Consider the following 19,536-nt stretch of genomic DNA (forward strand, 5'->3'; position numbering starts at 1 on the left):
TCCGTCTCGTGGGCTCGGAGATGTGTATAAGAGACAGGCTCAGGGACGCCGAGAAAGAATACAGACTTGCCATGAAGCTGGACCCCGAAGACCCAAGCCTCCACCACAACTTCGGGGTTTTGCTCTCTTTCCTTGGGCGCTCTTCGGAAGCCGAGGTCGAGTACAGGAAGGCCCTTTCCCTTAACCCCAGGCACAGGAGAACTCTGTTCAACTACGGAAACCTCCTCGCAAGGGAAGGCAGGGTCTCGGAAGCTGAAGAACAGTATATGGAAGCCCTTGCCCTTGACCAGAACGATGCAAAAGTCCACTCAAACTATGCAAACCTCCTTGCCCGCTTTGGAAGAAGGTACGAAGCTGAAATGGAATACAAAAAAGCTCTAAGTCTTGACCCGGAAAGCGTTGAGGGACATTACAGCTACGGAAACCTCCTTTCGGAACTCGGGCGCTTACCTGAAGCAGAGGACGAATACAAGAAAGCCCTTGCTCTCAATCCATATTATCCTCCACTCCACTACAACTACGGACTGCTCATGAGAAAAATGAGTCGGTTTGACGAAGCTAAAATCCAGTATACAAAAGCAATGCAACTCGACCCGGATATAGGGAACAAAATGACCGATTCCTGGATTATTCTGGATTAAGAGCAATTAAGCATCAAATGTAAGCATCAAATGTAAGCATCAAATGTAAGCATCAAATGTAAGCATCAAATCTAAGCATCAAATCTAAGCATCAAATATAACCACATAATCCAAACCAAAATATTCCGGCATTCAAAAATAACAACTATCGACAATCCGGCATATATAATGACTCCAGTTTGAAGTAGTGACTCAGGCTGGAGCAACTTTTCATTGATTTTAACTGATTTTTTGCTTTAATCCGGCTTTTTCTTTCCTGTTCAGGCCAAATTTTCGGTTTTACTGAGACCGATTTCCAAAGGCAATAATTTTCAGTTCTCCTTTCTCGATTAAGGCAAAAGCAGCAGCGTTTCCGAGCCCCACATAATCAGGGCAGGAAAATAGGGAAAGCAGTTTCCCGTCGAACCACCATTCATATCCGGTTCTGAGAGCTGTATGCCCTCTCACAATCTTTTTCAAACCATTTGTTTCTAAAAAGCCGTCAACAATATCAGGCCCGAATTCCTTAACAGTAGAACCTCTTGATGAAGTGCTCAGCCCCGGACGGTTCGAGGGATCATTCCATAGATAAGGAAAAGCGCCTTCTTTTGTGATGGTATCAACACTCTCGGTTCCATTGATTCCTCCGTGCACGCAGAAGGTATGCCCCGAGATTATTGCTGCTACCGGCAGCCTGTCATATGTCCTGCTTACATTCAGGAGAAAACCCTGATCAAAGCCAATTTCCTCAAAAAAGCCGTAATAGAGGTTCATATCCACGGTTTCATGGTTCCCTCTGAGCAGGAAAATGTTTTGAGGCTCCTCAAGTTTCAGCCGGAAAAGCCTTATAAGGACTTCTGTGCCCTGCATCCCGCGGTCCACATAATCTCCCAGAAAAAGCATGTATTTACAGCCAAGTTCTTCTCTCATTCCTATTACAAAGTTAAGGGCATCAAGGTCCCCGTGGATATCTCCGATAAGCATAATAGACTCCGTAAATGCCGGGTCAATCCGGAGCACGGCAGGTTCGGACTCAAGTACGTTATTTATCTTCGGGAGGAGAAGGCGCAGTTCTTCTTTTGTTTTTGCTTTCTCAAGGTCATTTGCTGATTTTATGGAACCACCCCGATAAATCCAATTAAACAATGTCTGAAGAGGTTTTAAAGATTGTAAAGACCGCCTGTCGGAAATTTTTCTAATGAGATTAGAGGGAGTTTTACTCGATAAGCATTTCTGAGCCAGATACAAAAGGTCAGTCTGCAGCTCATATTCAATAATAAATTCCTGCAAGAATGTGCAGCTATTAAGCCTGATTACCTGCATATACTAAAACAGGAAAAACCAGTTCAAGCAGGAAAGACCGATAGCAGGAAATATCGAATGCAGGAAAAAGCGGTTAAAGAATAAAGAATGAGAGACAATAGATATGTGAAGTTCAAGGATCTGAACGGGAGTACAGGACAATGGAACTTGATATCAGTGAGCAGGACCCCGAAGAGATGGACCTTGCCGATGTTGCGCTTGAGTATGAAGAGCTTGTCTCTGCAATATCTATTCTGGAAAAGAGGCGGGAAGAACTTAGAGCCCGCATTATGAATACCTTTGCGGAAAAAGAAATTGATGTCCTGAGAATAGGGCATGTGGAGCTCAGGCGGCACAGGGCGGACTGGAAACTCTGGCACATTAATAAGCTAAAGCCTTATCTTGTGGAGCGTGAACTCTGGGATATGGTCGAATCAGTAGACAGGAAGAACCTCAGTAAGCTAATAGAGAAAGGTTTCCTGACCGAAGAAGAACTTGAGGGCATGTATGACGTGGAAACAAGGTACAGTTTGCGTGTGAGCCGGGTTTAATTTAGTGATCGGATATTTGCGGCACTGACTTTCAATTAGTTACTTCATCTGGCTGGCAGGTCGATCCAGAACTCGCGAGGTACATGACGAGAATAGTGAAAGATAACTTGTGGAGAAAAGTGGGGAATCGTACCAGCCCATTTGCTATTTTTGATTAGCCCTGGTGTGGTCTTGCAAAACCGCTTGATGCGGAAAATCGTATATAGGTGGATTTGTGGGTGGTGCTGTGGGTGCTATGCAGCAGCCTCAAAATGAGATATATCGCCCAATTGATGGTGAACAACTAAGCATATCTTAAAATCCTGAACGTACTCGTTTTGAAATCAATATAGTAAAACCACATTTATTTATACTGTACTCCATAAATATAATAATGTTTTTAAGTAAAACCAAACAACTGCACGTACAATAATCGGACGAATATAAATGGGTATTTATTTATAGCCTGCCAAATAAATTAACTGTATAGGTAAAATTTAGGAGGTTTTGGGCATGGATATAGATGCCGTAGACAAGCTGGTTTTTCATGTAATCGAAAAGGTTGCAGAAGATAAATGTGATCTCGATGAGGTCGTTGAGTTTGTCATTTCTTTTTCACGTGAGCACTCGCTTTTGACAGAGACTCTGCTGAAACTCTCCTTTATTTTCGGCAACGATAAGATGTACAGGGAAAAGTATGCATTTTCCAGGGCATGCGCGTTACTTTTATCAGGGAAAATGCGGGAAGAAGCCCACATGGAGGCGGGGAAAACAGCTTCTTTGCTGGGGCTTGAGGACCTTGCTGCAAGGGAATTTGAAGAGGTGCTTGAGGAAAACCCGGAAAATATAGAAGCTCTCTGCGGATACGGAGCTATGCTAGCCGAACTCGGGAAACTTGATGCTGCAAGAGTCCAGTATGAAAGAGCCCTTGAAATCCACCCTTTCCATGTTGATACGCTCTGCAATTACGGCTGCCTGCTTTACAGGCTTCAGGACCTGGACGGCGCTGAAGAAGCGTACAAAAAAGCCCTTCTCCTTGATCCGAGGCATGTAGAGGCTCACTGCGGGTATGGAATTTTGCTTTACAAATGCGGGCAAAAAACCGAAGCTAATTACCATTATATCCGGGCGCTTGAACTTGATCCCGGGCATGTGGAGTCCAATTTCCGCTACGCCCGCCTCCTTAATGAAAAAGGGGAGCCTCTGGAAGCTGAAGCCCACTACATAGAAGCCCTCAAAGCAGACCCGGAAAGCCCGAAGCTCCACCTGTTCTATGCCCGTCTGCTTGCAGACCATGGAATTATTCATGGGGCAAGGGTGCACTTCAGGTATGCCCTTAAAATTGACCCCGGGGATGTGGAAACTCATTGTGAATATGCAAAGCTGCTTGCCAGGTTCGGGCACAGGCACGAAGCCGAGGTCCAGTACAAAAAAGCCCTTGAACTCGATCCCGGACATTTTGGAAGCCTTTGCGGATACGGAGATCTGCTGAAAGAAAAAGGGCAGTATGCAGAAGCTGAAGAAATCTACAGGCAGGCAGAATATTCCAGACAGAGTTTCTGGTAATTAATTAATGAATCTTGCCTGCTCAGTCAAGTACAATTTCAGATTAGTAGCGCTTCAGATTAGTAGCGCTTCAGATTAGTAGAGCCTCAGGTTAGTAGAGCCCTAATTTAATACAGCCTCACAGGCTCAATTCCTATTTTTTCCATGAGGCAAGCCGGAATATCAAGTACCTGAAGGACTGAGTCAATTACGATTCCGTCGGAGGTTGCGACAACGAGGTTATTTTCGGAATTTCTGCCTTCGGTTTTCAGGTCGAAATCCGCAGTTTTTGAGGTCCGAGCCTCGCCCGAAATCCCATGTTCTTTGAGTTTGCGGCGGATAAAGCCGGCAAGTTCTCCGCTCCGGCTGATCTGGGCATCAAGCAAGAAGGTTACTGACTTCGGGCGAGCTTCTGATAAAAATTCAAGAACAGAATCCAGAGCCTCCTCGATATCTTCAGCCTGGCGTGCCTTGCTAAAGTAATAGCGGGTGTCCCTGATATATCCGTCGTCGCAGAACCACATGGGCTCGTTTTTCAGCAGGCTGTCCACGCTGAGGAGGACATTGTACCCGTCAAGGAGGAGGTCCCTATCTCTTATACCGTCACAGGCTATTTTTTTCCTGACTCTGGATACGACTTTATCCGGGGGCATAATCACCCTTGTGAGAATATTTCGTTCCTTGACACTGAGCTGAGAGTGGTCAGCCACGAAGCGGATGGTTGCAAATTTAGGATAACCCCAGCGCAGAATGCTTCTTATGTCTCTGGCGGGCTTCAGCAGTTTTTCTTTCAGGTAGGATCCGGAAAAAGCAGCAGAACTCTCTTGCATAATTTCTCCTTTAAGGAAGGAAGTTCTTTAAATGAGTGAAGATATATGTTATATATACATATTTGCGCGAATAAAAATAGCAATTTGTGCTGCCTGGCAATCGATGTGACTGTTTGCTTGCCGGTTTTTATTCCGGTTTTATTCGAGTTAAGCCTGGTTTTCAGCCGGAAGCCAGCTTACGGTTCGGATGTGAGGAAGGTCTATGGCTCCGGTGGAGGGTTCTGTTATGGAAGTTTTGTGGCTGTCTCAGGAAGAGGTAAAAAGCGTTGTGGATATGCATTCTGATATGCAGGTAGTGGAAAGAGCTTTTAGACAGCATGGGCTTGGCAAGGTGCAGATGCCCCCCAAATCCTATCTTTACTATACAGCTTACAACGGCGACCTGAGGACAATGCCTGCATATCTTGAAGAAGAGGACATTACAGGCGTAAAAATCGTAAACGTCCATCCCGGAAACCCCACGCTCGGCCTTCCTACAGTAATGGCGCTAATTATTCTCATTTCCCCAGAAACCGGAGCCCCTGTGGCAATTATGGACGGGACTTACCTTACCGACATCCGGACAGGAGCAGCCGGAGGGATTGCTGCAAAATACCTTGCAAGAAAGGACTCTAAAATTATCGGTCTTGTAGGTGCGGGAAACCAGGCAAGGACGCAGCTTGAAGCCCTCTGTGAAGTTTTTGAGCCCGAAACTGTGAAAATCAATTCCAGGACAAAAGAAAGCTGTGAACAATTTATCCGGGAAATGGCAGACTTCGTGCCCTGTGAAATCCAGTATGAGGAAAGCATTGAAAAGGTCTGCGACTGCGATATACTGGTCACGACAACCCCAACAAGAAAACCAATCGTAAAAGCCAGCTGGATTAAAGAAGGGACCCATATAAACGCAATAGGGGCAGACGCTGTAGGAAAAGAAGAACTCGACCCCGAACTCCTCCTCCGCTCCAAGATCATTGTCGATGATATGGTACAGGCGCTCCATTCAGGGGAAGTAAACGTACCCCTTTCAAAGCACTACATCTCGGAAAATGACATTCACGCCCAGCTTGGAGAAATTATCGCCGATCTCAAACCCGGCAGGACGAGTGAAGAGGAAATTACGATCTTCGACTCCACGGGGCTTGCGATTCAGGACGTCGCAACTGCACATATGGTTTATGAGAGGGCAGTCCGGGAAGGGCTTGGCAGACAGGTCCGGATGTTCTGAAACCTGTTTACTATTTCCTTTTCTACTTCTTACGGTTTTACTCTTTTTCTATTTTCTATTTTCTACTTCTTACGGTTTTACTCTTTTTCTATTTTCTACTTTCTGTCTCTGCACTTTTTTCAATTTATCTATTTTTTCGGTAGTCTCCGATTAACTGGTTTATCTATCCGGAATCCGGAAAAGGAATACCTCAGTTTTCTTTCCCTGCGCCGCGCGGAGCCGGAGCCTGCCTGCCAACCAGATTAAAAAACAAATCTTGTACCAGTGCCGTAATTAATAGAGACAATATCCTGGGTATTGTTCCGTTAGCCTGTAAACGGCTTTTCCCGCAAAAAAATAGGAGACGCAATTTCACCATCTACACTCTATTTTTTGCTCTGTTCCAGTTTTCTATAATTTTGAACTTTCTTTACTATTTTTAAAAATTTTCACCGTCGGTCAGTATTCAATTTTTTTAATTTGTATTTTTTTCAAATGAGTTGCAGCCACTTGATATATCTTTATTTAAATATTTATTTTTGCTATATTTATAATTATTTATCATGATAAATATGCGAAACTTTTAAGTATATTATTATATTATTACCCCCCGACTTCCTGAAGATGATTTCTGAACAGGGGGCCTGTTTAACCTGCCTTTTTCAGGTAGCGAAGGTCAATGTATGAAATTGTACACATTGCATGAGTGCTTTCCTGAGAACGGGCAAAAAATTTGAAGAATTATCCAAAATCTGAAAAATCATCTATATGAAAAATCATCTAAAATCTGAAAAATTGCTTATTTACGTCAAATATTAAGAGTTGTATCAGGGATGAATCTATGAAACACCCTATAAAAACCTCAGAATCCGATCCTACCTTTTTTGAGGAGATCAAAGAGGAGACCGGAGCCGAAAAGATTCTGATGTGTTTTAACTGTAAGGGCTGCTCTACAGGCTGCCCGGTTACCGATGTTGTACCTCAGTACAACATAAAAAAACTTCTGCGCATGTCTGCAATGGGGCTGCGGGACCGTGTGCTCAACAGCGAGCACCTCTGGTACTGCACTACCTGCTTCAGGTGTCAAGAACGATGCCCAGAGGGAGTAAAAACCGTGGACACCATGCTTAAGCTTCGAAGTATTGCCGTAAAAAACGGTGTCATGCTTCCAGCTCATAAAAAAATCGCAGAGTACGTGATGCGTACTGGGCATGGTGTTCCGATTGATGAGCAGAACAGGAAAAAGCGAAAAGAGCTTGAACTGGACGAACTGCCCGGAACCGTACACTCCTGCCCGGAAGCCCTTGAAGAAGTAAGGCATCTCATTAAAGCCTGCGGGTTTGACAGGCTTATCGGGTTTGACCAGCAGTCTTTAGCCTGAAACACAAATCAGCCTGAAACACAAATCAGCCTGAAACACAAATCAGCCTGAAACACGAATTTGCGATAAGAAGCTGAAAACATGACGAAAAACATTACAGATAATTCAAAACGTAACCTTTCTCTCTTTTTAGGTTGTATTGCCCCAAACCGTTATCCTGGTATTGAAAGTGCCACCCGGAAAGTAATGGAACGGCTTGGAATTTCCTTAAAGGAACTTGAAGGAGCTTCCTGCTGCCCTGCTCCCGGAGTTTTCCAGTCCTTTGACAAAAAGACCTGGCTTACCCTTGCAAGCCGGAACCTCTGTCTTTCGGAATCTCTGGATGCGGACATCCTTACCGTGTGCAACGGCTGTTATGCCACGCTTGCAGACACTAACCGGATCTTAAAAGAAGACCCTGAGGCAAAAGCCGGGGTCAATGAGAAACTTTCTGAGATCGGAAAGGAGTTTTCCGGGAAGATTGAGGTCAGGCACATAGTCGAATACCTGTTCAGGGAAGTCAGTCCCGAAAAAGTCCGGGATGCAGTCACACACCCTCTCGACCTCAGGGTCGCAGTGCACTACGGCTGCCACCTGATAAAGCCGTCCCATGAAAGAAAACTCGGAAGCGCGGAAAACCCCTCTTTTTTTGACGAACTGGTAGAAGCTACAGGAGCCCGCAGCGTGGAATATGAAGACAAAACAGCCTGCTGCGGAGCAGGTGGAGGAGCCCGGTCTGCCGTTCTGGACGTGGCTCTTGCACTTACCGAAAAAAAGCTCGAGCACATGCAGAGCGCAAATGTGGACTGCATCGTGGATGCCTGTCCTTTCTGCCACCTTCAGTTCGACCAGGGGCAGATTGAGCTTGCAGACCGCCTGGGAAAGGAGTTCAATATCCCGGTACTCCATTACTCCCAGCTCCTCGGGCTTGCTCTTGGGTATTCCCCTGAAGAACTGGGCATTCACTTAAACCGCATCCAGAACAGCGAGTTCTATACAAAGCTCGGAGAAAGAGCCGAAAGCAGGTTTCCGGGCAGGAAACTCGGTGCAGGTACCGGGCTTGAAAAGGGCGGAGTGCCGACATGAGCTTCAGGCTTCTCTGGAGTAAAAGCTGAAAAACAATGTGTTGAAGCCGAATTTATCTGAAAAACATCTGTAGGAGCTGAAAGCATGAAAACGGACATAACCGGGGCAGTTGCTGTCGTCGGTGGAGGGATAGCCGGGGTACAGGCTTCCCTTGACCTTGCAAATAGCGGGTATAAAGTTTACCTTATCGAGTCCGGGCCGACAATTGGGGGAAAAATGGCCCAGCTTGACAAGACGTTCCCGACTTCGGACTGTGCAGCCTGCATCCTTTCTCCCAAGCTTGTGGAAGCCAGCAGGCACCCGAACATAGAGCTGCTCGCATACAGTGAAGTCCTTGCCATTGACGGAGTTGCAGGGGACTTTACAGTAAAACTCAAGAAAAAAGCCAGATACGTAGATGAGACTAAGTGTACGGGCTGCGGGGACTGTATTGAAAAATGCCCGAAAAAAGTCTCAGACAGGTTCAATGAAGGGCTTGCCCCGAGGAAAGCAATTTATCTCGCTTTTCCACAGGCTGTTCCAAGGGTAATGACCATTGACCCTGATAATTGCATCTACCTTAACAAAGGAAAATGCGGAAACTGTGCAAAGGTCTGCAAGCGAGGAGCTGTTGACTACACCCAGAAGGACCTCGAACTTTCCCTCAAGGTCGGAGCTGTAATTCTTGCTGCTGGTTTTGAGGCGTTTAACCCGGCAGGACTTGAGGCTTACAGGCCTGAGCACCCCGATGTTGTAACCTCCCTCCAGTTTGAGAGGCTTCTGAATGCTTCCGGACCCTACCACGGGCATCTCCAGACCTCGAAAGGAAAGGAGCCAAAGAAGATTGCTTTTATCCAGTGTGTGGGGTCAAGGAACCAGAAATTATCGAGAAAGTACTGCTCTTCGGTCTGCTGCATGTACGCCGTAAAGCAGGCCGTGATTGCAAAAGAGCACGACCCGAAGATTGAATGTGCAATCTTCAATATCGATATCAGGGCTTTCGGAAAAGGCTTTGAGGAATTTTACCAGCGGGCAAAAAACGAGAAAAAAGTCCGTTTCATCCGTTCCCGCCCTTCCTGTGTTGAAGCCGACCCTCTGAAAGGCGAATTGAGGATCCCATATGAAGAAGAGGACGGCAGCATAGCCCACGAAGAGTTCGATATGGTCGTCCTCTCCATAGGTATAGGGGCTTCCGAGTCAGGTAAAGAACTTGCCAGGATTGCAGGGGTCGGGCTTACGGGAGCCGGATTTATCAGTACTCCAATAGAGGACCCGATGAGCACGAACAGGCCTGGAGTTTTCGCTGCAGGCGCTGTGCAGGGGCCAAAAGATATTCCGGATACCGTGGCTCAGGCAAGCGGGGCTGCCGCAAAAGCCGGGGCTCTGCTCTCTTCTGCCCGCGGGACTCTGGAAAGCAAAAAAGAGTTCCCTCCTGAAAAGGTTGTAGAAGGCGAACCGAAGGTAGGCGTGGTTGTCTGCCACTGCGGCACGAACATAGGAGGCTTTGTTAACGTCCCTGAAGTGGTCCGTTATGCCGGCACGCTCGAAAATGTGGCAGTTGCAAGAGAGGAAATGTATGCCTGCTCCGAAGATGCCCAGGAGCGGATCAAGGAAATGATCGCGGAACACGGGCTGAACAGGGTACTTGTTGCCTCCTGCACTCCGAGAACTCACGAACCCCTCTTTCAGGAAAGCTGCAGGGACGCAGGGCTGAACCCCTACCTCTTTGAGCTTGTAAACATCAGAGAACACTGTTCCTGGATTCACCAGCAGGAGCCTGAAAAAGCCACTGAGAAGGCAAAGGATATCGTAAGGATGGGGGTTTCCAGGATCAGGCACCTTGCTCCACTTTATAAACAGGAACTTTCGCTCGGGCATAATGCCCTGGTGCTTGGGGGTGGAATCTCAGGCCTGAATGCAGCTCTCGAGATCGCAGAAAACGGGTTTGAAGTCCTGATTGTGGAAAAAGAAGCCGAACTCGGAGGCCTCCTCAGGGATGTAACAGCCCTTCAGGACGGCAGGAAAACCAGGGAAATCCTTATCCCTCTTATCGAGAAGGTCAGGGTTCATCCTCTTATCAAAGTCCTGACAGGTTCCGAACTGGTCGAGGTCAGCGGCTCGGTTGGAAACTTCAAAGGCCGGGTCAGGGATACAGCAGGCAGGGAACAGGAAGTTAAGTTTGCTGTTGCGGTTATTGCAACAGGAGCCGAGGAGCTTTCACCTGCAGGATACTTCAGTTACGGGGAATTCCCGAATGTTATCACCCAGTCCGAACTTGAAGCGAAGCTCGAAGGCGATTTTAAGGCAAAACATGTGGTAATGGTCCAGTGTGCCGGAAGCAGGAACAAAGAGCGCCCGTATTGTTCCAGGGTCTGCTGTATAACTGCAGTTAAAAACGCGCTCCGCATCAAGAAAATGGACCCGTCGGCTACCGTGCATGTGCTGTACAGGGAAATGCGTACTTATGGGGCATGGGAAGAGCTCTATTCAAGAGCAAGGGCTGCAGGAGTCCGCTTTATTGCTTACTCCGACACCCGGCTGCCCTGGATAGGGGAGAAAGAGGTCCGCGTATATGACGAGATTACGGGTTTTGACCTGGAAATCGATGCCGACCTTGTAGTCCTGAGCGCTCCGCTTGTAGCTCCTGCCACAAACAGGCAGATTGCTCCTATGTTCAAGGTCCCTCTGGACTCAAACGGCTTTTTCCTGGAAGTCCACATAAAGTTGAGGCCTGTGGACTTTGCAACCGAAGGGGTCTTCCTCTGCGGGACAGCACAGGCTCCCAAACTTGTAGACGAAAGCATCGCCCAGGCAGCAGCTGCGGCTTCGAGGGCATGTACAATCCTTTCCAGAAAGTCTCTGGAATCAAGTGCTGTCATCTCAAAAGTCAATGCCGACCTCTGCGTGGGCTGCGGGGCATGTGAAGCGGTCTGCCCTTACGGGGCGATCAGCTTAAAGGAAGTATGGATCGAAAAACAGGGCATTTCTTATAAGGCAAGGAAATCCGGGGTTAATCCTGCCCTCTGCAAGGGCTGCGGGGCCTGTGCGATGAGCTGCCCGACAGGTGCGCTCGACCAGCAGCATTTCAGAAATGACCAGCTCCTTGCCCAGGTGAAAGATGTCTTTACTTATTCTGAGGAGGTCCGCTAATGGAACCTGACAAAAACGAAATCTCTGAGTCATGGGAACCCAGGATTGTAATGTTCTGCTGTAACTGGTGTTCCTATGCAGGTGCAGACGGTGCTGGAATCGGGCGTTTCCAGCAGCCTGCGAGCATGCGTATCATCCGCGTGATGTGTTCGAGCAGGGTAGACCCTGTGCATGTATTCTCCGCTTTCCTTGAGGGAGCCGATGCCGTGATGATTACGGGCTGCCACCTCGGGGACTGCCACTACATAAACGGAAATGAAAAGACCCTTGTAAAATTCAATTTCATGCGTTCGATGTTAAAAGAACTCGGCCTGGAAGAAGAAAGGCTGCAGCTTAACTGGATCTCGGCATCAGAAGGCGAAAAGTTTGCCGAGGTTGTCCGTAAGGTTACGGAACAGGTCAGGCAGCTTGGCCCATGTGTCTTAAAACCCGAAGGGGTGGCCTGAAATGTCCGAACTGAAAGCTGCTGCCGATATTAAAGTCGGGGACAGGCTGCTCGGCTGGGCTGCATCCGAAGAGGTGCGGGTGCGCGGAGCTTCAGGAGGGCTTGTGACAGCAGTGCTCGCATCTGCCCTTGAAACAGGGCTTGTGGACAGGGTGCTCATCCTGAAAAAAGTCAGCGAATTCGAAGCCTATCCGGTGTTTACCTCTGACGTGAAAGAGGTCCTGGAATCAGCAGGTTCCATGCACTCTGTACCCGTAAACCTTGCCAGGTACTTAAAGCCTGAAACCTGTTCCGGAAAAATAGCCCTTCCCGCAAAGCCCTGCGATGCAAGGGCCGTTGTCGAGAGGGCAAAAAGGAATGCTCTGTCCCCTGAGGACACCTACGTTATAGGCCTTAACTGCGGGGGCACAATGCACCCTGAAAAGGTCCGGAGAATGCTTGAGACCGTCTACAGGCTTGGGCCTGAAGAGATTGCAGGAGAAGAAATCGTAAAAGGAAAGCTGGTTTTCTTCACAAAGGACGGAAAAGAACATGCAATTCCCATTGACGACCTTGAAGCCGACGGGCTTGGGAGGAGAGACTCCTGCCGCTACTGCCAGGTAAAGATCCCAACAAATGCCGACCTCGCCTGCGGGAACTGGGGTGTTTCCGGCGACCTTGCAGGCAGAGGCACTTTTGTGGAAGTCATGACTGAAAAAGGGGTGGAGCTCCTCAGAAATGCTGTCAGTGCAGGCTTTGCCGAAGTTATGCAGGCGGATGAAAAAAGTATTTCTGTCCGGGAAAAGGTCAATAAGGTAATGCTCAGGATGAGCGAGAAACGGAAGGCTGAGGTTTTTTCCCCGATTGAGAATGGGGAAGAACGCTTCGAGTACTTCAGGAAGGAGCTTGAAAACTGTATCCACTGCGTGGCCTGCAAAGCAGTCTGCCCGGTTTGCACCTGCGGAGAGGATTCCAAATGTACGGCTTACTCGTCCCTTGCAGACAGCTACAAAATGTCCCTTTTCCATATGGTGCGCTTCCTGCACCTTTCGGATTCCTGTATCGGCTGCGGGCAGTGTGAAGACGTCTGCCCCGCGGAAATCCCTCTCACGCGCCTTTATCAGCGCTTTGCCGTCCCCGTCCAGAAAGAATACAGGTACCTTCCGGGCATGTCCGACAGGACCCCGCCTTTTTTTGCCCTGAAACCCGAAGACAATGAGGATAATGAAGGAGGTGGCTGTTCATGCAGGTGAAAAACAGGGAAAATGTGTACTCAAGCATATGTCCGGGCTGCGGGCTTGCCTGCGGGCTCTATATAAGGGAAATGGTCTCAGGAACCGGGGAAACTTCGGTTTCAGTGGACTTCCGGAAAAGCTCCCCGGTAAATGCAGGCAAGCTTTGCAGGTTCGGGCTGAAGCTTCCGGTCTATTATACAGAGCCTCAGGCCCACACAGAGCCTCAGGCTTACACAGAGCCTCAGGCTTACACAGAGCCTCAGGCCTCGATGGTTAGAGGACAGAAGTCAGAGCTAAAAGCCGCTATATCAGCAGCATCCGAGGCTCTGAAAACCGTGTCCGCAGAACGCCTGGCTTTCTTTTCGGTGGGAAACACTACAAATGAAGAGCAGAAAGCTTTCTCAGCCCTTGCAGGTGCGTTTGGCGCCGGAGTAGAGACCGGGATGGGCATTTACTCTTCACTCCCGGCAAAAATGCACTCTGCACTTTTCCAGGGAATGTCCCTTGAGGGGCTCGAAAAAGCAAAACAGGTCTTTCTCTTTGTTGACCCCTATTCCCAGTATCCCCTGCTTCTCAGGAGGGTTCTCAGGGCAAAAGAAAACGGGGCGAAGGTTGTCTGCATAGGTCCCAGACATCTGCCTGTTGCTGATGAGCAGTTCTGCCTGAAGCCGGAAGAGTACGGAAAGTCGTTATCTCCTTCCCGGGACGCCGTGCTTATAGCCGATATTCACCCTTACTCCGATCCGGCACATATTAAAGCAGTCCTGGACCTTGCGCAGGCTTCCGGTGCAAACTCCTTGTTCCTCAGGCCCTTTGCAAACTCTGCAGGAACAGCGCTGCTTTCAGCCCACACAAAGCAGCACACTCTGGATAAGCTGTTTGAGGACATCAATTCCGGAAAAATAAAGGCTCTCTTCTGCCTAGAATCCGATCTTCTCGAACTTGCTCCTGACAGGGAGGCTGCATTACAGGCTCTCTCGAAGCTGGACACCCTGATAGTCCAGACATCCGGACAGGGAGAATTTTCCAGGCTTGCCGACATATTAATCGCATCCGAACCTTTTTACCGCAAACAGGGCACAGTACTCAATGCGGAAGGAAGGCTTCTTTCGGCGGGCGGGAACTCCACTTCAGGTTTTGATGTACTTTCCAGCCTGGCAGCAGCTTTCGGAAAACAGCTCGATTTTGAATCGGTCCGGAAAGAGGTGTTTGAAGTCATCGGGTTAAAGGAAGCAGATGAGTTTGCCTTCCGGACACCCGCTGAATTTTTCCCGGTGTCGGCTGAAGTTGAAACCCCGTGTTCAAAAAAGGGACCTGTTCCGGAAGCCTGTTCCATGTCCATTTATGATTCCTGCCCGGAGGAATCCTGTCCTGAATGTTCTTCAGCTTCGCTCGTTTATTCTCTGTCCCCTTTCATGTGGCACGGCATTGAGGACTGCAGCGACTTTGTCGAACTGAACCTTAGCATGGTCCGTAAGCTGGGGCTTGTAAAGGGAGGCAATGTAAAAATCAGGGCTTCAGAAAAGACGGTTGATGTGAAGTTCAGGGTCTCGGACATTGAGGACGGTTGTTTACTTTCTCCCCGTAAGCTCCCGGTTTCAGGCATTCAAGGGGCTGAGGTGGAGCTTTCCCGTTAAGGAATAAAAAAAGTCCTGAATAAACACGCATAAAGTCCTGAAATAAACATAAAGAAATAAACATGCATAAAGTCCTAGAAATAAAAATACAGAATATGAATTTGCAGCAGATAAAAGGTGTGAAAGAATGGCTCCTTAGAATTATTTCTGATTCTATGGAGTCAAATTTCCTCTTTCCTGATTCCTCTTTCCTGATTCCTCTTTCCTGCTGCCCCTTTCATTTAAATGCCGTATTACTCAAAGCGGCGATTAAAGAAGCTGCTTAAAGGCATTTTGCCTGCTTCTTTTTTCCCACGGATTCTTCTGCGGGGCTGAGGTCGAACTTTTTCTTTTCGTCCCCTATTGTTATTGTGTAGTCGCCCGAGGGAAGGGATTTTGTATCATAGCTGAATTTGAAATTCCCTTTCTTGTCAGCTTTTGCAGCTTCGTATCTGGACTCGAACGCAAGAATTACATTGCCCTCTGATTTTTCGAGAACATTTCCATCGATTTTCACTAAATAGTTCATCCAGGAAGGCACATTCGACTGGGAAATTCCCGCAAAATCGTCTGAGGCATCAGCATGCCTGGAGAACCATCTCCCCTTCTTTACCCTTACATTGATGTCCTTTACTTTAACGCTGTCATCTTCTCCACTTGCTGTGACACTAAAGAAACTTTTTCCTCCACGTACAGCCGGAGGGATCTTCAGACTGTTTATCTGATAAACGTAACCTGTCCCTGAAACGGGAACTATTTCTTCATGCAAAATAGATACTTCAATTATTTCTTTGGATTCAGCTTCACCGGAGATCTTTATAATGTCTCCTACGCTGGGATTTTCTGGAGATATGCTCCAGTATTTAACATCTGCAGATGCAGGTGCTATTAAGATTCCTGCGGTTGCACAAAACAAGATTATCATAAAGAGAGTCTTTCTCTGAAATGCGTATTTCAATATAAATCCTCCAATTAATGTTTGCCTGGCTCTTCATGCAGATATAATCAATAATATTTTATAAGTTGGGATTCCTCATAATTATCTTTGAAAAGCATTTTTATTATTAGATCACACTTCATTAGTTTTAAAATTTTTGCTTACACTAAACTGCGTGTAACACTCTTTAAAACTTTAGATTATTTTAATTTGATATTGTGTTAACACAGAAGGGAAAACCGGATCAGATTCCTGAAGCTTTTTCTATAAAACTCGGGGCCAGGTAAATCATGTAAAGCCTGACCAGTGAGACTCTTACCTGTGATATTCTTATAGATCAGGTAGAAATCAGAAGGGAAACAACCGCGGTTCTTGAAATCGAAGTAAAAATAAGGGATTGGAGGAATTGTTGTATTCAGCAGGTTTTTCATATATTAAATTTTTAGATATTCTTCTCCATTTTTCCAGGGTTTTTGTGAAGAAGATTCAATTTATTTAATGATAGTTATGGATTTTTGAAGTCGGAGTTTAGTGATCTTAGTTCAGTATGATTAATTCATAAGGCATAAATACTTAGCAGCAAAAATAGGTACTGTTGAGTGGTTAACTCTCTGGGAATTATCGCCCTCTACGAGTAAGCATACCAAGCCCCCAAATGGTATCAAATTTTCTTTCAAAAATACTCCCCATATTCTAACCCCCTAACCGCTCAACACCCTTTTTTCAGGCACAGGATTTCAAAAAGCATTGCAATATTTCTTTTTTCTGACTGCATAACTCCTGGTTTCTTCTGTCTATTACCCTCAGTACATACAAAAACAGAAGCTGCATACCTCATCAAAAACTTCTAACAGGCGACCTTAATTTATTTCAGGCTGTACTTTTTTTCTTTTGAAATTGTTTTTGACTTCATCCTTACCGCCACTGCCGGATCGGACATTCACATCATCACTGGCTGGAACCTCAAATCCCGATAATTAATTAGGCGCGGCTTTTGCGGAGAGAGTTTTGCACAAAATGACCCCCGCAAAAACAGCTTAGCCTATGACCTTCAGGAGCCTTTCAGGTTCCTTGTTGATCTGGCAGTTATCAGCCTGGTTGAAAGTGGATCTATGGAAAGTAAATACTTTATCAGGACTGAGAATTACAATCTCAGGCTAAAGCCTACAGGAGCCAGGAAGATTGTTAATGAGTTTTCCAATATGCTGAATAAAAAGGTGAGTTATCAGGGTAAAGAAAGTACCTGGAGTTATGTTATCTTTCTGAAGGCAAGAGAATTAGCTCATTACCTCACAAGCAAAAAGGAAAAACTGGATTTTGTTAAGCCTGAGTATGAAATTGAGAGAATTGATTCTTATGACATGAGGCAAAAGATTCTCAATATTTCTTATGTTGATTGGAAGAAATTAGGGTTTTCTAAAGGTACTTTGCATTACATGAAGCAGAATGCCAAGTCAGATAAACCATTTACTCTTAATGCTCACGTTCTGGAAAGGGTGAATAAATGGGAAGCATTGGTTTCAAGTCAAAAGTAAAAATGTGTATACTTTTACTGTTAAATGTAAAAATGTGTGTGTTTTACGTATAATATGTAAATATGTAAAATTTACAGTAAATAGTAAAACGAAATCAAGAGAAGTAGTAAAAGAGCCATAATATACCTTTTTAAGATTGGTGAACTTATGAGTAATTTGGGTAAAAAATTTTGGAATACTTTTCGAGTAAGTATTGTTGATCTTGATGAAGAGTATCAAGAGAAGTTTATCAATAATTATAAAGAATTTTATAAATCTATAGATAAAGCTCACGTTTTAAATTGTAAAGAAATTAAGGCTCTTAAAAATATAGACACTAAATGTTATTTTGGACGTGGATCTTACCCTGGTTTTATCAATTCATGGCAAGTTAAAACAAATGCACTTCTATATGACACATTTATTTTTGATATTGATACATTTCGCAATATAGTAATAGGCATCCTTCCACCCAACTTAGACGATAGTAAAATTTTGCATCTTATGAACCCTATTGATCTCGAGGCATCGAGTTTTTTAATGGATCTGTATAAAAGCGGCTGTATCAAGCTTGTTAGCTCACCATTTATATGGAACAATATGTTTGGTAGCGACACATACACTTCTCTAATACAGGAAAACAAATTATACACTGATAAAAAAGAAATTGAGGACATCTCAAAGAATGCCGCCTTATTCCCTGGTGACGAACATAATTATCCTGGTCTGCTTCAATTAATGAATGAAGATATTTTGGCTTCTTATTTAACAAATTCTTCTATAATTACGCAAGAATATTCTAGTTATATAAAACGAAAGTTAAGCGAATTTGATCAGATAAGATCTAAAAATAATATTGTTGATCGAGTATTAAAATATGAAGTCCCGAATTTTGATAGTTTGGATTATAATAATATCTCTAACATACGAAGATTAAAAAGTATATCCAAATTCCGAAATAAAATTGAAGAATATTCTCAAAATATTTGTGCGGAAAATTCAAATATTGAGGAGATTATCCAAAGCTTCAGGGACGAATTATGGAAATTAGCTTTGGATAATATTGAAGACAGAAAATCTAATGTGATAATAGAAAGTTTAATTTCAAACTTACCTGTGTTGTCTTTATTGTTCCCAGCTAGAGATCTACTAAAAGTTAGTGAACTACAGAACCATTGGGGATATACTGTTTTACAACTGAAGAAGAACGCAGGTTCTCCTTTAGAAAATAAAGAAAATCTTAATAAACATCATAAAAACTTAAGGCACTTTGATCAAGATAATATCACATTAACTTTCGATGACTATCTATATATGGCGTATGACTATAGCAATCAAGATGAATATGAGAAAGCACTTAAGGCTATAGACGACGCTCTTAAGCTGAGACCAGGGGATTTCAATGCTTTATTAAGCAAAAATATTTTTCTTACCAAACTTAATCATAAAAAATTAGAAACGATAGACAAATTGCTAGAAACTAACCCTGATTGTTCGATTTACTGGCAAAAGAAAGGTGAAATTCTAGATATCATGGGAGAGTATGAGGAAGCATTGTTAGCATATAAAAAATGTATTGAAATTAATCCCAAAGAATCGAGAGTATGCTATAACGTAGGAAACCTTCTCGCTACTAATCTTGGTAAGTATTCAGAAGCAATAGAATATTTCGATATGGCAACAGAGATCGAACCAAATTTCGATATTGCATGGATGTGTAAAGGTAGTGCTTATGGTGATTTGAAAAAGCCCGATGAAGCAATAAAATGTTTTGATAAAGCAATTAGTATTAATCCTAATAATCCCACTGCGTGGTCTAATAAGGGGACTGCTCTTTGCAATATTGGAAGATGGAAAGATAGTTTAGAAGTTTATTACCACTCTTTGCGACTTGACCCCAGTAATGGGTTTGTTTGGTATCTTATAGGAAATGTCTATAAAGAATTAAACGACGAAGAAAAAGCATTGGAAGCATATAAAAGAGCAGAAGAATTTTGTGAAATAATCAACAGACATACACAAGAATAATTAATATTTGTATAGTTCAACTTTTAAAACTCAGGTTGAAACAGATTTTTTACATTTAAATTATACTAAAATAAAAAATTTTGTTTTTTATCAATAAATGCTTGATAACAGATTATTAGAAGAGAACATTTGAGAAAATGGTTTACATTCAATAATTAATACTTAAGCTCTCTTTAAAAATCCTCATTTTAACA

Annotated in this window: 15 protein-coding genes; 12 read left to right on the plus strand and 3 right to left on the minus strand. The window is 44.9% G+C overall.

Annotated elements, in window-relative coordinates; genetic code table 11:
- A partial coding sequence (locus EO95_RS15280) for a tetratricopeptide repeat protein (RefSeq protein ID WP_048136130.1) occupies positions 1-641 on the plus strand: 641 nt, incomplete at its 5' end.
- 279 nt (positions 642-920) lie between these two features.
- Here the strand turns inward: EO95_RS15280 and EO95_RS15285 are convergent.
- Entirely contained in the window at positions 921-1,766 is an 846-nt protein-coding gene (locus EO95_RS15285) for a metallophosphoesterase (protein WP_235283057.1), read from the minus strand.
- A gap of 317 nt (positions 1,767-2,083) precedes the next feature.
- Here EO95_RS15285 and EO95_RS15290 point away from each other — a divergent pair, with 317 nt between their 5' ends.
- Together EO95_RS15290 and EO95_RS15295 are read left to right on the plus strand one after the other, a co-directional pair.
- Complete coding sequence (locus EO95_RS15290) at positions 2,084-2,473, plus strand: hypothetical protein (RefSeq protein WP_235283058.1); 390 nt, start codon at positions 2,084-2,086, stop codon at positions 2,471-2,473.
- A gap of 492 nt (positions 2,474-2,965) precedes the next feature.
- The gene (locus EO95_RS15295) at positions 2,966-4,018 is read left to right on the plus strand and encodes a lipopolysaccharide assembly protein LapB (protein WP_048136132.1); all 1,053 of its coding nucleotides are present in this window, start codon (positions 2,966-2,968) and stop codon (positions 4,016-4,018) included.
- Between the two features lie 107 nt (positions 4,019-4,125).
- On the opposite strand, the gene EO95_RS15300 is transcribed toward EO95_RS15295, so the two are convergent.
- Positions 4,126-4,827 (minus strand): DUF434 domain-containing protein, encoded by a 702-nt coding sequence (locus EO95_RS15300; RefSeq protein WP_048136134.1) that lies wholly within the window; start codon positions 4,825-4,827, stop codon positions 4,126-4,128.
- Between the two features lie 226 nt (positions 4,828-5,053).
- On the opposite strand from EO95_RS15300, the gene ala reads away from it, so the two are divergent.
- From ala to EO95_RS15335, 7 genes are all read left to right on the plus strand, one after another.
- Positions 5,054-6,034 (plus strand): alanine dehydrogenase, encoded by a 981-nt coding sequence (gene ala, locus EO95_RS15305; protein ID WP_048136205.1) that lies wholly within the window; start codon positions 5,054-5,056, stop codon positions 6,032-6,034.
- Between the two features lie 820 nt (positions 6,035-6,854).
- Entirely contained in the window at positions 6,855-7,394 is a 540-nt protein-coding gene (hdrC, locus tag EO95_RS15310) for a CoB--CoM heterodisulfide reductase subunit C (protein WP_048136136.1), read from the plus strand.
- Positions 7,395-7,475: 81 nt separating this feature from the next.
- On the plus strand, positions 7,476-8,459 hold the full coding sequence (gene hdrB, locus EO95_RS15315) for a CoB--CoM heterodisulfide reductase subunit B (protein WP_082106079.1): 984 nt from the start codon (positions 7,476-7,478) through the stop codon (positions 8,457-8,459).
- An 84-nt stretch (positions 8,460-8,543) separates the two neighbouring features.
- Positions 8,544-11,588 (plus strand): CoB--CoM heterodisulfide reductase iron-sulfur subunit A family protein, encoded by a 3,045-nt coding sequence (locus EO95_RS15320; protein WP_048136138.1) that lies wholly within the window; start codon positions 8,544-8,546, stop codon positions 11,586-11,588.
- On the plus strand, positions 11,588-12,034 hold the full coding sequence (locus EO95_RS15325; RefSeq protein WP_048136140.1) for a hydrogenase iron-sulfur subunit: 447 nt from the start codon (positions 11,588-11,590) through the stop codon (positions 12,032-12,034). The genes EO95_RS15320 and EO95_RS15325 overlap by 1 nt, the downstream gene beginning before the upstream one ends.
- 1 nt (position 12,035) lies before the next feature.
- Positions 12,036-13,265 (plus strand): Coenzyme F420 hydrogenase/dehydrogenase, beta subunit C-terminal domain, encoded by a 1,230-nt coding sequence (locus EO95_RS15330; protein ID WP_048136143.1) that lies wholly within the window; start codon positions 12,036-12,038, stop codon positions 13,263-13,265.
- A complete protein-coding gene (locus tag EO95_RS15335) occupies positions 13,256-14,884 on the plus strand; it encodes a hypothetical protein (RefSeq protein ID WP_048136145.1) in 1,629 nt (542 codons plus the stop codon). The genes EO95_RS15330 and EO95_RS15335 overlap by 10 nt, the downstream gene beginning before the upstream one ends.
- Positions 14,885-15,146: 262 nt before the next feature.
- Here EO95_RS15335 and EO95_RS15345 read toward each other — a convergent pair whose 3' ends face one another.
- A complete protein-coding gene (locus EO95_RS15345) occupies positions 15,147-15,821 on the minus strand; it encodes a hypothetical protein (RefSeq protein WP_156164080.1) in 675 nt (224 codons plus the stop codon).
- Between the two features lie 959 nt (positions 15,822-16,780).
- On the opposite strand from EO95_RS15345, the gene EO95_RS15355 reads away from it, so the two are divergent.
- Both EO95_RS15355 and EO95_RS15360 read left to right on the plus strand, forming a co-directional pair.
- Positions 16,781-17,335, plus strand: a complete 555-nt coding sequence (locus EO95_RS15355; protein ID WP_082106080.1) for a CRISPR-associated endonuclease Cas1 — start codon at positions 16,781-16,783, stop codon at positions 17,333-17,335.
- A 147-nt stretch (positions 17,336-17,482) separates the two neighbouring features.
- Positions 17,483-19,342 carry a tetratricopeptide repeat protein gene (locus tag EO95_RS15360; protein ID WP_048136154.1) on the plus strand — a complete coding sequence of 620 codons (1,860 nt, stop codon included), beginning with the start codon at positions 17,483-17,485 and terminating at the stop codon, positions 19,340-19,342.
- The last annotated feature ends 194 nt before the right edge of the window (positions 19,343-19,536 follow it).

The sequence above is a fragment of the Methanosarcina sp. 1.H.T.1A.1 genome (assembly GCF_000979295.1).
In the GTDB taxonomy this organism is placed as follows: domain Archaea; phylum Halobacteriota; class Methanosarcinia; order Methanosarcinales; family Methanosarcinaceae; genus Methanosarcina.

Coding starts and splice junctions, on each gene's coding strand:
- EO95_RS15290 (WP_235283058.1), top strand. CDS start 2,084: ATGGAACTTGATATCAGTGAGCAGGACCCCGAAGAGATGGACCTTGCC.
- EO95_RS15295 (WP_048136132.1), top strand. CDS start 2,966: ATGGATATAGATGCCGTAGACAAGCTGGTTTTTCATGTAATCGAAAAG.
- EO95_RS15300 (WP_048136134.1), bottom strand. CDS start 4,827: ATGCAAGAGAGTTCTGCTGCTTTTTCCGGATCCTACCTGAAAGAAAAA.
- ala (WP_048136205.1), top strand. CDS start 5,054: ATGGAAGTTTTGTGGCTGTCTCAGGAAGAGGTAAAAAGCGTTGTGGAT.
- hdrC (WP_048136136.1), top strand. CDS start 6,855: ATGAAACACCCTATAAAAACCTCAGAATCCGATCCTACCTTTTTTGAG.
- hdrB (WP_082106079.1), top strand. CDS start 7,476: ATGACGAAAAACATTACAGATAATTCAAAACGTAACCTTTCTCTCTTT.
- EO95_RS15320 (WP_048136138.1), top strand. CDS start 8,544: ATGAAAACGGACATAACCGGGGCAGTTGCTGTCGTCGGTGGAGGGATA.
- EO95_RS15325 (WP_048136140.1), top strand. CDS start 11,588: ATGGAACCTGACAAAAACGAAATCTCTGAGTCATGGGAACCCAGGATT.
- EO95_RS15330 (WP_048136143.1), top strand. CDS start 12,036: ATGTCCGAACTGAAAGCTGCTGCCGATATTAAAGTCGGGGACAGGCTG.
- EO95_RS15335 (WP_048136145.1), top strand. CDS start 13,256: ATGCAGGTGAAAAACAGGGAAAATGTGTACTCAAGCATATGTCCGGGC.
- EO95_RS15360 (WP_048136154.1), top strand. CDS start 17,483: ATGAGTAATTTGGGTAAAAAATTTTGGAATACTTTTCGAGTAAGTATT.